Source organism: Streptomyces sp. NPDC056580, from assembly GCF_042793175.1.
In the GTDB taxonomy this organism is placed as follows: Bacteria; Actinomycetota; Actinomycetes; order Streptomycetales; family Streptomycetaceae; genus Streptomyces.
In genome coordinates, this window is sequence record NZ_JBHTVE010000018.1 from 22,211 (window position 1) to 33,902 (window position 11,692).

The 11,692-nt window shown below is 68.7% G+C and carries 10 protein-coding genes and 3 pseudogenes; 8 read left to right on the forward strand and 5 right to left on the reverse strand.

The genetic code is table 11. The features are described from left to right. Positions 1 to 102 precede the first annotated feature (102 nt). A pseudogene (locus tag ACFQ9Z_RS32855) lies at positions 103 to 612 on the reverse strand (SCO7613 C-terminal domain-containing membrane protein); the annotation flags it as partial. A 1,273-nt stretch (positions 613 to 1,885) separates the two neighbouring features. Here ACFQ9Z_RS32855 and ltrA point away from each other — a divergent pair. The 3 genes and pseudogenes from ltrA to ACFQ9Z_RS32870 all read left to right on the forward strand — a co-directional run bounded on the left by ltrA (position 1,886) and on the right by ACFQ9Z_RS32870 (position 5,412). Then, the gene (ltrA, locus tag ACFQ9Z_RS32860) at positions 1,886 to 3,295 is read left to right on the forward strand and encodes a group II intron reverse transcriptase/maturase (RefSeq protein WP_383028087.1); all 1,410 of its coding nucleotides are present in this window, start codon (positions 1,886 to 1,888) and stop codon (positions 3,293 to 3,295) included. 110 nt (positions 3,296 to 3,405) lie between these two features. Continuing rightward, a pseudogene (locus tag ACFQ9Z_RS32865) lies at positions 3,406 to 3,883 on the forward strand (transposase family protein); the annotation flags it as partial. Positions 3,884 to 4,089: 206 nt separating this feature from the next. Further along, positions 4,090 to 5,412, forward strand: a complete 1,323-nt coding sequence (locus ACFQ9Z_RS32870) for an MFS transporter (RefSeq protein ID WP_383028090.1) — start codon at positions 4,090 to 4,092, stop codon at positions 5,410 to 5,412. 435 nt (positions 5,413 to 5,847) lie between these two features. Here ACFQ9Z_RS32870 and ACFQ9Z_RS32875 read toward each other — a convergent pair whose 3' ends face one another. Then, on the reverse strand, positions 5,848 to 5,964 hold the full coding sequence (locus ACFQ9Z_RS32875) for a transposase (protein WP_383028097.1): 117 nt from the start codon (positions 5,962 to 5,964) through the stop codon (positions 5,848 to 5,850). Between the two features lie 24 nt (positions 5,965 to 5,988). Here ACFQ9Z_RS32875 and ACFQ9Z_RS32880 point away from each other — a divergent pair, with 24 nt between their 5' ends. Continuing rightward, positions 5,989 to 7,218 (forward strand): RNA-guided endonuclease InsQ/TnpB family protein, encoded by a 1,230-nt coding sequence (locus tag ACFQ9Z_RS32880; protein ID WP_383028100.1) that lies wholly within the window; start codon positions 5,989 to 5,991, stop codon positions 7,216 to 7,218. A 370-nt stretch (positions 7,219 to 7,588) separates the two neighbouring features. Continuing rightward, a complete protein-coding gene (locus ACFQ9Z_RS32885; protein WP_383028103.1) occupies positions 7,589 to 7,798 on the forward strand; it encodes a hypothetical protein in 210 nt (69 codons plus the stop codon). A 19-nt stretch (positions 7,799 to 7,817) separates the two neighbouring features. On the opposite strand, the gene ACFQ9Z_RS32890 is transcribed toward ACFQ9Z_RS32885, so the two are convergent. From ACFQ9Z_RS32890 to ACFQ9Z_RS32900, 3 genes and pseudogenes are all read right to left on the reverse strand, one after another. Further along, complete coding sequence (locus ACFQ9Z_RS32890) at positions 7,818 to 8,399, reverse strand: suppressor of fused domain protein (protein WP_383028106.1); 582 nt, start codon at positions 8,397 to 8,399, stop codon at positions 7,818 to 7,820. A 155-nt stretch (positions 8,400 to 8,554) separates the two neighbouring features. Next, positions 8,555 to 9,429 (reverse strand): annotated as a pseudogene (locus ACFQ9Z_RS32895) (IS630 family transposase); the annotation flags it as partial. A gap of 36 nt (positions 9,430 to 9,465) precedes the next feature. Further along, entirely contained in the window at positions 9,466 to 9,795 is a 330-nt protein-coding gene (locus tag ACFQ9Z_RS32900) for a hypothetical protein (protein WP_383028113.1), read from the reverse strand. 337 nt (positions 9,796 to 10,132) lie between these two features. On the opposite strand from ACFQ9Z_RS32900, the gene ACFQ9Z_RS32905 reads away from it, so the two are divergent. From ACFQ9Z_RS32905 to ACFQ9Z_RS32915, 3 genes are all read left to right on the forward strand, one after another. Continuing rightward, positions 10,133 to 10,729 carry an AAA family ATPase gene (locus ACFQ9Z_RS32905; RefSeq protein ID WP_383028116.1) on the forward strand — a complete coding sequence of 199 codons (597 nt, stop codon included), beginning with the start codon at positions 10,133 to 10,135 and terminating at the stop codon, positions 10,727 to 10,729. Positions 10,730 to 10,731: 2 nt separating this feature from the next. Then, positions 10,732 to 11,223, forward strand: coding sequence for a hypothetical protein (locus tag ACFQ9Z_RS32910; protein ID WP_383028119.1), 492 nt, complete (start codon positions 10,732 to 10,734; stop codon positions 11,221 to 11,223). 169 nt (positions 11,224 to 11,392) lie between these two features. Next, positions 11,393 to 11,545 carry a hypothetical protein gene (locus ACFQ9Z_RS32915; RefSeq protein ID WP_383028122.1) on the forward strand — a complete coding sequence of 51 codons (153 nt, stop codon included), beginning with the start codon at positions 11,393 to 11,395 and terminating at the stop codon, positions 11,543 to 11,545. Positions 11,546 to 11,692: the final 147 nt, after the last annotated feature.

Sequence of the window (11,692 nt, forward strand, 5' to 3'; positions counted from 1 at the left end):
CCCTAATCGATCATGCGGAACCGGCGGCGCCTGCCCGGATGTCCGCGGCTGACCCGCACCGCCGCGTCCGCGCGGCCGCACCGCCCTCCCGAGACCGATCAGCTAGCTCATCCGGCCCAGCACGTCCCGCGCCCGCCGTACGTTCCCCAGTCGCTGTTCGTACGTCGCGCCGACGGCGAGCAGCAGCAGGCCGGCGAGTGCGGGAGGCACCCAGCGGGGGAGGAGACCGGCGAGCTGCACCAGGTAGGGGGCCAGTTCGTGCAGCGCGTCCAGCACGAGCACCCCGCCGCCCAGCAGCAGCGGTGCCCGCAGCCGGTACCGGGCGCCCACCAGGGTGACCAGCAACGCCGCCGCGCCCAGCAGCCACGGCCGGATGGCGTACGCGTCGGTCCAGGCAGCCGCGAGGCTCGGGACGAGCGTGACGGCCAGACCGGGGCCGTACGCCACCCAGGACGACGCCCGCGGATCCCGGCGCCGACGCAGCGCGCCCGTCAGAAGGGCGGCCACGGACAAGGGCGCCGTGTACGCCTCCGGCGCCGTGACGCCCCACGCCGACAGGCGCACCCAGGCGGCCAGGCCCGCGGTGACCATCGCGTTGAAAGTCCGCCTGTCGATGACAACCACCTTCTTCTGAAAGCGGCCGAGGGCATCGGATAACGGGCAGCACCGGCCATGAACCGCCGAACACGGCAATGCGTGCAGCGGGGACCGCTTGACTTCCTGCGGAGCCGCTGGCCATGGAAGGGGCACTCGGCTGCTCGACCCGAGAATGCGGGGGAGAGGCCAGCACCGCCACGGCCTGCTGTCGGTTCGACCGGTGCCGCAGGCGGCGGCCGGGGACGAGGGTTCCCGCACCGGCATTCGTGAGCGCCACGGCCGTGCAGGTGAGCCGCATCATGGCGTGCACGTCAACGGGCGGGTCCCGAGGCTGCCGGCGGCCGTGGCGGCCCGGAGGACGAGGTCGGTGACCGCGTCGGGATGGGAGATCATGGCCACGTGGGAGGAGTCGATCTCCACCGTGTGAGAAACCGGCGCGCCTCGCCTCAAAGCGTTCCAGGTCCGGGTTGATGCTCTTGTCCTGCTTCGCGACAAGAGCCTCAGGACGGAATGGACCGCCAGGCTGCCGCCTTGGCCTTCTCGGAGAACGTGGCCGCCCTCGGGCCGTTGGGTGGCTGCCATCAGCCTCGTCGTGCTCTGCGGCAGGTCAGCGGCGAAGACCCGCATAGAAGTCCAGGTCGGCTTCCCGCCCATGTGCGCCCGCCCGCAGGCCCACGAACAGTGGCGCCATGCGGGCGGGCGCAGGCGGCGACGCACAGGCGGATCGCCTCGGCGCCCCCGTCATGAAGTGCCTCCGCGACGACCCCCTCCACCAATGTCTCAACGTCCCACCCTCATCACGTTCGAACAGACCGACAGGCTACACAGCGGCTTGAGGGCCGCAGCTTGAGTACGCCGGACATGTCCGGTCGCTAATGGGTGAAAGTCCCTACGAGGAGAGGTGAGACTAACTCGCTAGCCAAAGGCAAGGGCGTCACCGCGAGGTGGGGTCCGGAGGAAGCCCGAGGCAAAACCGGGTACCGATGTACAAGAACCGCGTAGAGGCGGGATGGACTGGGTAAGGCGGCTCAATACGCCGATGCCCGCTCTCACCAAGAAGGCCATCACGTAGACGCGGCGGCGATCCGGGGAAAGCGGCCGTACTTATTCCGGGAGGTCTGTTCGGGTGTCACCTGTAACCGTGTGATGGCGGAGATCGTGACGATCGGAGCCAGCAATGGCCCGATTTGCCGAGCAGAAGTCAGCAGAGGTCGTAGTACCGAGATGGGTAGGCAGCAGGCCGACGAGGGCTCGGGAAGGACCGAACGTTTAGTGGATTGGGGGGAAGATGTCTGCTCGACCGGAGCACGGTGACCGCTGGAAGCCTGCCTCGGCAGACCCGCAGGGACAGACGCCGGTGCATACGGCTGTCTCCTCGGCGGGGCGTAGTGACACGGCGGCGCACCATCCGACCGACAATCACCGCGAGCCGGATCTCTGGGACGCGATCTTCGCCAAAGAGAACCTGCTCGCGGCGCTCAGGCGCGTCGAAGCCAACCGGGGAGCTCCCGGCGTTGACGGGATGACCACGGAGGAATTGCGTCCGTGGATCGCCCAGAACTGGCCCAGGATCTGGGCTGAGCTCGACGCGGGGACATACAGACCCGCTCCCGTCCGTCGGGTGACCATCCCTAAGCCGAATGGCGGGGAGCGGATACTGGGTGTCCCACGTGTGCTGGATCGGCTGATTCAGCAGGCTATTGCGCAGGCCCTCACGCCCGTATTCGACCCCCACTTCTCCGGGGCGTCGTTCGGATTTCGTCCGGGGCGCTCGGCACACCAGGCCGTCAAGGTCGGTCGCCGGGCAATCGAGGACGGAAACTGCTGGGCGGTGGACCTGGACCTGGACAAGTTCTTCGACCGGGTGAACCACGACGCGCTCATGGCGCGGGTGACACGCCGGGTCGAGGACAAGCGGGTCCTGAAGCTGATTCGTCGTTACCTCGAGGCCGGCATCATGGCTGACGGGACGGTCCTGGCATCGGAAGAGGGCACGCCTCAGGGCTCTCCGCTCTCCCCGCTGCTGTCCAACATCATGTTGGACGACCTCGACCGCGAACTCTTCAAGCGCGGCCACCGTTTCGTGCGCTACGCGGACGATGTCATGGTCTTCGTGCGCTCGGAACGGGCGGCAAGCCGTGTCCTCGGGTCGATCACGACCTTCATCGAGACACGGCTGAAGCTGAAAGTGAACCGGGAGAAGTCCAAAGTCTCCTCGGCGTTCAAGGTCTCCCTCCTCGGGTTCGGCTACTACCGTCCCGGCGGCAAAGGCCCGGTGAGCATCCGGATCGACCGGAAGGCGGTAAAGCGCCTGAAACGGGAGGTCCGCAGGCTCACCTCCAGGTCCTGGGGAGTCTCGATGGAACACCGATTGGAGAAGCTGGGAAGGTTCACGACCGGATGGGTCGCCTACTTTAAGCTCGCGGACTCCTCATGGACGTTCAAGCAGCTTGACGAGTGGACCCGACGGAGGCTTCGCCAGGTCAGATGGATCGAGTGGGCCAACGCCAACAACCGCAACCGCATGGTTCGGCGACTTGGCTACCTGATGCCCGACGGCGCCCGGATCATCGCCGGGCGCCACAAATGGAAGGCGTCAAGATCCCGCGGCATGTCCATCGCCCTGGACAACGCCTACTGGGACGCCCAGGGCTACAAGTCCTTTCAGGGCCTGTGGCAGCGTCTCAGGACCGCCTGAGATCAGCTGAACGAACCGCCGGATGCGGGCCCGCATGTCCGGTGGTGTGGGGGGCGGGCCGGGAGAACCGACCCGCCTACCCGATCGAATCAGGACCCTGAGGTGTCTGGATAGCCCCGTTCACCGGGCTCAGCCCGCGGTAATTCGGCAAGTTGGTCTCGGTGCTGCGACGCAGGGTGCGGACGCGGCCCGCAAGGGCCGGCCGTGGAGTCTTCCGCGGGCACTGCTGGTCGCGGCGTACTGGCGAACGAACCTCACGATGCGGCAGCCCGCCCCGCTGTTCGGGGTGTCCGAGTCGGCGGCGGACCGGATCATCGACGACTTCGGACCGATGCTCGCTCTCCAGTCCCGCAAGCGTTCGCCAAGGACCCCGTGCTCATCGTGGACGGCACCCTGGTCCCCGCCCGCGACCACATCATCGCCGAGGAGTCGAAGAACTACCGGTACGCCACCAACCACCAGGTCGTCATCGACGCCGACACCCGCCTTGTCGTCGTGGTCGGCCGACCGCTCGCCGGGAACCGCAATGACTGCAAGGCGTGGGCTGGTTCGGCAGGGGCAGCCACGACTTCGCCCGTCAGCACGGTCGACTTCAGCTCGTCGAAGGACCGGAGCTCAACTGGGGGCGCACAGCCCCGTGCCCTGTGCAGGTAAAACTCGCGGCGCTCAACCCGTTGACGTCCATACCGTCCGGTCAGTACGTTCCCCGGAACCCGGGCCACCGTTTCACCGTTCCCTCTGATTCGCCCCGTTCCGCCTGTTCCGTCCCCGCACCCATCGGAGCGCGCACCCGCATGGACACCGCACCTTCCGCCCAGCCGCTCACCTCCACCACTCCCGCGGCCCCCAACCGCCGCCGGGTCGCCACGGCAGCCGCCCTGGCCTCGGCCGTCGAGTGGTACGACTACTTCGTCTTCGGCATCGCCGCGGCCCTGGTCCTCGGCGATCTCTACTTCCCGGCCGGGAGCCCCACCGCCGGGGTCCTCGCGTCCTTCGCCACCTTCGCCGTCGGCTTCCTCGCCCGTCCGCTCGGCGGCATCATCGCCGGTCAGCTCGGCGACAAGCGCGGCCGCAAGCCCATGCTGGTGCTCGCGCTCACCCTGATGGGCGTGGCCACCATCGGCATCGGCTTGCTCCCGACGTACGACACGATCGGGGTCGCCGCCCCGATCCTGCTCGTCCTGCTCCGCATCGTGCAGGGCGTCGCCGTCGGCGCTCAGTGGGGCGGCGCGATGCTGCTGGCCACCGAGTACGCCCCCGAGGGCAAGCGCGGCGTCTACGGCAGCGTCGTCCAGCTCGGCGTCCCCATCGGCGTGGTGACCGCCAACAGCGTGTTCCTGCTGGCCGGCGCCTTCACCTCGGACAGCGCGTTCGCCTCCTGGGGCTGGCGCGTGCCCTTCCTGGTCGGGCTGCTCGTACTCGCCCTTGCCTGGTACATCCACACCCGGGTGGAGGAGACCCCGGAGTTCCGGGAGGCCGAGCGGGCGCTGGCCGAGAAGGAGAAGGGCGAGCAGAACTCACCCCTGCGCACCATCCTGCGCGGTCACCTCGGCACCGTGCTGCTGGCCGGCGGCTCCTTCGCGGTGAACACCGCGACGTTCTACATCATCATCACCGGCGTCCTGGACTACACGACCCGTGAACTGGGCATGGACAAGGGCGCTGTCCTCACCGTCTCCCTGTGCGTCAGCCTCACCCAACTGGTGCTGATCCCCGCCTCCGCCGCCCTGTCCGACCGGCTCGGCCGGATCAGGATCTACGCGATCGGCGCGGTCGGCATCGCGCTGTGGGCCGTGCCGATGTTCCTGCTGATCGACACCGGGTCGCTGCTGTGGCTCGCGGTCAGCACGTTCGTCGCGAGCTGCTTCCTCAGCATCATGTACGGTCCCCAGGCGGCGCTGTTCGCCGAGCTGTTCACCCCGGAGATGCGCTACACCGGAGCCTCCCTCGGCTACCAGATCGCCGCTGTCGCCGGCGGCGGGCTGGCACCGTTCGTCATGGTGCTGCTGCTGGAGGCGACGGGCAGCTCGATGGCCGTCTCCGGCTACATCATCGGACTGTCGCTGATCGCCCTGGTCTCCATCAAGGTCCTCGCGGACCGGGCCCGCTCACACTGAGCCGGGTGTCCGGCCGGGCCGCGGTTCCCCTGCCTCCGTCTGCTCCGGAGCCGGGACCGCGGCCGTCCGGGCCGTCGCCCCCGCCCGGGCCCGGGACCGCGACACCGCCACAACGTCGTCCGTCTCCTGCGGGGCCTGGCCACCGGCAGCACCCCGCTCACCCACAATGGACTGCACCGGGAAGCACCCTGGCGAACCGTTACCCATCTGCGCGATCTGCTGATGGACAGCAGTCCTCCTACGCGTCGACCGTCAACTCCTGCTCCACCAGCGCTGGCTGACCGAACGGCTCGCCACCATCGAGGACCCCGAACACGACCGGCTCGTCCGGCACTTCGCTACCGGGTCTATTCGCAGTGCACCGGGCTTCAGCCCGGTGGTGAAGCGAATCTTTAGCCTGCTCTGACCTCAGCTATGGGCACGGATCCGCACTGGTCACCTCGGCCAGCGTCCAAGCGGCCGGTTCTGCTGCTCCACGTACTGCTTCACGGTGCTGAGCGGCGCACCGCCGACCCACCCGACGAAGTACGAGCCGGACCACAGGCGTTGCACCTGCCAGTACGTATCATGATCCGCGTGCAGCTTCGGTACAGCTTCCGCTTGTACCCCAGTGCCGGTCAGCGTATGGCGTTGGCGAAGGCGTTCGGGTGTGCGCGGGTGGTCTACAACGATGCCCTCAGGGCTCGGGAGGCCGCCCGCAGCGAGGGGCTGGCGTTCCCGAAGACCGGGGATCTTTCGAAGCAGCTCATCACCGACGCCAAGCAGACGCCCGGGCGGGCGTGGCTCGGCGAGGTGTCGGCGGTCGTCCTGCAGCAGTCCCTGAGGGACCTGGATGCGGCGTACCGGAACTTCTTCGACGCGCTGAAGGGCAAGCGTCCGCGCGTGGGCGCGCCCCGGTACAAGTCCCGCAAGGACACCCGGCAGGCCGTCCGGTTCACCGCGAACGCCCGCTGGTCGATCACTCCCGGGCAGAAGTTGCGCCTGCCGAAGATCGGCGACCTCAAGGTGAAGTGGTCGCGGACGCTGCCCTCGACGCCGTCCACGGTGACGGTGGTCAAGGACTCGGCCGGCCGGTACTTCGCGAGCTTCGTCGTCGAGACCGGCCCGGAGGAAATCCTGCCGGAGACGACGCCCGAGCTGGGCATCGACCTCGGGCTCGGGCACTTCGCGGTCCTCTCCGACGGCCGGAAAGTCGACAGTCCGCGGTTCCTGCGCCGGGCCGAGAAGCGCCTGAAGAAGGCGCAGCGGGACCTGTCCCGCAAGGTCAAGGGCTCCAGCAACCGGAACAAGGCCAGGATCCGCGTCGCCCGGGCGCATGCCCGGGTCGCGGACGCGCGCCGGGAGTTCCACCACCGGCTCTCCACGAAGCTGATCCGCGAGAGCCAAGCGGTCGCGGTGGAGGACCTGGCGGTGAAAGGGCTCGCCCGCACACGTCTGGCCAAGTCCGTCCACGACGCCGGATGGTCGGCGTTCGTGACCATGCTGGAGTATAAGGCCAGCCGGTACGGGCGCACCTTCGTGCGCATCGGCCGGTTCGAGCCGACCTCGCAGGTCTGCTCGGCCTGCGGCGTCAAGGACGGCCCCAAGCCTCTACACGTGCGTGTGTGGACGTGTGGTGCATGCGGGGCCGTCCTGGACAGAGATATCAACGCGGCGGTCAACGTCGCCAAGGCGGCCGGACTGGCCGTGTCAGCCCGTGGAGCGCAGGTAGGACGGGGACCCGTCCCCGCACAGCGCGGCGAAGCGGGAACCCGCCCGGAACTGCACCCGACAACGGTGCGGCAGACGGGAATCGCCCTCCTTTAGGCGGGCGAGGATGTCAACTGGCACCAGATGCGCCGACTACGGGCAACGGCGGAGAAGGGGCCGCTGGGACGCTCTCGGACGCACCAGGCCAAGCAGGAGACCACCCAGGCCGGCGCCTTCCTTACCTGGCTTCCTGGCCGAGGCCGCACCGTCAAGCACTATCGGCAGGCCGACCTAGACGCCTGGCATACCGAGAACCCCGCCACGCGGCGCCCAGCCCAGACCTTCCTCCGCTGGTGCATGAAGACGGGCCGCAGGCCCCGCCTCACTCTTCCGCGCCAGGCCATCACGCAGGACCAGGCGTCACTGCACCACCACCGCCCACTTGCCATGCTCCGACGGGTCCTCAACGACGACTCCCGGACAGCCGGTGAACCCGGTCGGCCTCCAAGCCCGTCTGCGTGAGATCGGCGTCCCGCCACAGCGCGGCAGAGCCTCCGCGATCCGCCAGCTCGTCCTGCAGGCCCCGGCCCTCGTCATCGCGAAGGCACTCGGCCATCACGACAAGACCGCCACCCGGCTGGTCATCGAGGCTGGCGGAACCTGGAGCCGATACGCCCCTGGCGACCCCAATCGGTGACCGGTCGGAGGACGGAAACTCAGGCAACCGACGCCCTGAAAGGATCGGTGGGGATGATCTCTGCCTTGTCGAAGAGCTGCTCCAACGCCTCGTGCCCGTGACGCCTGCGGAACTCGATCTCGGCTGTCGTTACGGGCAGAGTCCACAGGACGCGGGCGTGGCCCCCGGGAACGGTGCAGTGTTCAAGGTCTGGTCCGTGGAGATAGGGCAGGCTGACCAGCAGGTGATCGCAGGATGACCCTGGCACCCACGGTTCACCGATCGGCATGCTGTGCTCCAGGTCGAGCTGATGTCCTCCGCAGTGGTAGTAGGCGATCACCGCCATGAGCTCGATGAACCGCTGGTCGCGGACGTGGGCGGTCATGACGAACTCAAGGCCGTGACCGTCCTTCTCCATCACGGCCCAGCACCCTGCGGTCACATAGGCCCAGCTGTCGCTGCGGGGACCGGGCCCCACAACGAGAACTCGCAGAGCGGGCACCACCTCTCGCCGTTCCGGCCCAAGGTCGTAGTCGACGACTTCCACGGAGTGCCCTTCGAAGAACGCCCGGACATGTGACTCAACGGCCTCCGCGGCCAACACCACCCTCGCATCACTCACCGCGCGATCATCCCACCCTGATCGATCGCCCCCTGACCGCTCACTCAGCGTTATGGGGCTGCCGACGTCAGCTACGAATACGCGACACCTCAACATGCGAGCCCATCAGTCCCGAGGGCCGGAGTTGGCTGTGGTGGCTTCCCGAAGTCGCGCTTCTAGCAACCTGAGTCGGAGATTCGTTGGCAGTAGGCGGCGACTTCGTCGAGGATCTCGTCGGCGGACTTCGTCCAGACGAACGGTCTGGGTTGTTCGTTCCGGTCGGCGACCCAGGCCCGGATGTCGCGTTCGAGGGCTTGGACCGAGCGGTGGACGCCGCGCTTGAGCTTCTTCTGGGTCAGCTCGGTGAACCACCGCTCGACCAGGTTCAGCCAGGATGCGCTGGTCGGCGTGAAGTCCAGGTGGAACCGCGGGTGGGCCAGCAGCCACCGTTTGATGTCAGGTGTCTTGTGGGTCGCGTAGTTGTCGAGGATCAGATGACCTGCAGATCAGCCGGGACTTCCCCTGTCGGGCTTCGCGAGGAACTTCCGCAGGACCGGCTGAGATCGGTCCAGTGCCTGGGTCTGCGACTTCTCGTCCACACACAGCACCAGGGCCTTCTCGGGCGGATCGAGATACAGACCGGTGACGTCGCGAACCTCGTCGATGAACGGCGGGTCGGTGGACAGCTTGAACGTCTGCGACCGGTGCGGGGTCAGGGCGAACGCCCGCCAGATCCGCGAGATGGTCGACTGTGACATGCCCGTGGCCTCGGCCATCGCCTCGTCGACCAGTGGGTGGCGTTCTTCGGCGTCTCCTCGAGCGTCTTGACGATGACCCGCTCGACGTCGGCATCGGTGATCTTCCGGGGGACGCCGGGCCGCAGCTCGTCACACAAACCGTCCAAGCCCCGCTCGATGAAGCGTCGCCGCCAGGTGCGGACCGTGTCCGGGGCGATCCGCAGCCGACGCGACACCTCCATGATCGAGTTCCCTTCGGCACACTCCAACACGATCCGCGACCGCTGAGCCAGAGCCTGAGCCGTCGAACGTCGTACGCGGCACGCTCTCCGAGCGGCGCAGGCAGGCGATCATTCCTGTTCGTCGTCGCTGGCGACTTCTCCAGCGCCGATCGTGTCCGCGTACGCGGACGGGTCCAGTGTGCCCTCGCGGTCGGGGTTGATACCGGCGCTGCCACCGGGCTGTCCGCCCCCGGTCGTGCCATAACCGCCCACGACTCCCGCGGGCATGTCCGCGTCCGCCTCCTCCCGTGTGATGTGACGGGTGGCCCGGACGTTCGCGTGACGCTCGGGGTAGGGGTAGCTGAACGGCTGTGCCGCAGCGCGTTCCTCTTCCGCCTTGCGGGCCTCCTCCGCGGTCGCCTGCCGCTCGGAGCGGGGGTCTTCTTGGTTCTTCGTCATGGCCACTTCTCTTCCTGCGGGTGTTCACTCCGTGGTGGGGGACGGTTCGTCCGGTGCCACTCGCCTCGTGCGCCTGTGCCTCGGTGGTGTCCTTCTCGGTGAGGACCTCGTCCGTCGATTCGGTCTTCGGTCGGTTCTCCTCGGGAACGGTCTTCACGCCTCCTTGCGGTCTCAGGTGGTAGGAACCCGTCACACGGCTGTCGCCTCCGATCGGCCGGAAACGGGCAGCAGCACACGAATCGACTAGCCTCGGCAGACCCTCGTAAACACGGTCTGGGGAACGCGACGGAGATTCCGCGAGGGCGGCGCACCTCCCGCTGCTACGCCGGGTGACCCTATGCGCGGGCGACGTCAGCAGCGCCAGGCAGCCCGCGCAGCAGGGGTGGTAGGTCGGGCGGCCCGGTCCGCCCTTTGGCGCCGGCGGCTACGGCCCGAGATCAATCCACCCCACCCCGACCTGCAGCGTGCGGACGGCACCAGCATTTACCGGCCCATTGGCTCAGCTACCTTCACTACGCGCTCCTTGCGGGCCGCCGGGAACCGCCTCTGGCGGACGCCTGAGCCCCCTCGCCCCGTCCTCCCGCGCGGCGACAGTCCTCGGCGACGACCTCCAGCTGCGCGCCCGCACCTGCACTCCTGGCTCCACCAGCGCACCCGCCTACCCGACGGGAAACAGGGCGGGGAGGCCTTCCGGCTGCGCCCGGGCGACGTCGTCCTGGTCGACGAGGCGGGCATGGCGGGCACCCTCCTGCTCGATCGGGTCCTCACCGACGCCGCGTCAGCCGGTGCGGTGGTGCGCCTGCTCGGCGACCCGCACCCGTTCGCGGCTGTCGAGGCCGGGGGAGCGCTCCGGCTGATCTCCCGTGCGGGCCCGGCGGTCGAACTCGACCAGCTGCACGCTTCCGCGTCCCCGGCGAGGCCGACGCTTCTCTGACCTTGCGCGACGGTGACGACCCTCGAGCCGCGTTCGCCTGGTACGGGGACAAGGGCCGGATCGTCGCCGGAAACCAGGACGTGATGTCGGATGCCGTCTTCGCCGCCTGGGCCAGCGACCTCGCCAAGGGACTGTCCTCGTTGGTGACGGCCGCCGACACGGCGACCGTGACCGCCCTCAACGCGCGCGCCCAGGCCTGGCACATCGCCGCCGGCACCGTCGACACCCGCCAGGCCGCCGCGCTGCGCGCCAGCCAGCATGCGCACGTAGGGGACGTGATCATCACCCGTCTCAACCGGCGCCGTATGCTCGTGCGCGGCGGCCGCGACTTCGTCAAGAACGGCGACACCTGGACCGTCACCAAGATCCTGCCCGATGGCGACGTCATCGCCCGCCACACCCGGCACCGCGGCCGGATCGGCTGCCCGCCGACTACCTGGCCGCCCAGTGCGAGCTCGGCTACGCCTCGACCGTCCACCGCGCCCAGGGCATGACGGTCGACACCTCCCACGCGCTGGCCTCCGCCCGCTCCACCCGCGAAGGCGTCTACGTCCAGCTGACCCGCAGCGCCCGCGTGAACCGGCTCTACGTCGTCTTCGGCGACGGCGACCAGCGGGACGCCCCGGCGCGGTTGCGGGCACGTCAACCGAAGCGGTCGGCTGGATGTCCAGCGCGATCCGCCTCGGCCTGGCTGGCGGCACAGCCCTCGCCGGCCCCCTCAACGGCCACTTCAGCGTTCCACTCATGGCCGCCGCCGGCTGCGCACTGCTGCTCTCCGCCCGCACCACGCCCGCACCCGCAGCCACCCCGGCGTGAGACTAGCCGCCCGATGGGAAGGACGGCTCTGGCTGGTTAGGCTCCCAGCCATGAGTGGACCGGTGTTGGTGATCGAGTTGGCGGAGGCCGACCCCCCGCCAGGCATACCGGCTCCTCGACGTCGCCCGCGCCCTAGCGGCGATCCAT

What these genes read in the sequence shown, in the direction of transcription:
- ltrA (WP_383028087.1), top strand. Translation starts at nt 1,886, where the DNA reads ATGTCTGCTCGACCGGAGCACGGTGACCGCTGGAAGCCTGCCTCGGCA.
- ACFQ9Z_RS32870 (WP_383028090.1), top strand. Translation starts at nt 4,090, where the DNA reads ATGGACACCGCACCTTCCGCCCAGCCGCTCACCTCCACCACTCCCGCG.
- ACFQ9Z_RS32900 (WP_383028113.1), bottom strand. Translation starts at nt 9,795, where the DNA reads ATGACGAAGAACCAAGAAGACCCCCGCTCCGAGCGGCAGGCGACCGCG.
- ACFQ9Z_RS32905 (WP_383028116.1), top strand. Translation starts at nt 10,133, where the DNA reads ATGCGCGGGCGACGTCAGCAGCGCCAGGCAGCCCGCGCAGCAGGGGTG.
- ACFQ9Z_RS32915 (WP_383028122.1), top strand. Translation starts at nt 11,393, where the DNA reads ATGTCCAGCGCGATCCGCCTCGGCCTGGCTGGCGGCACAGCCCTCGCC.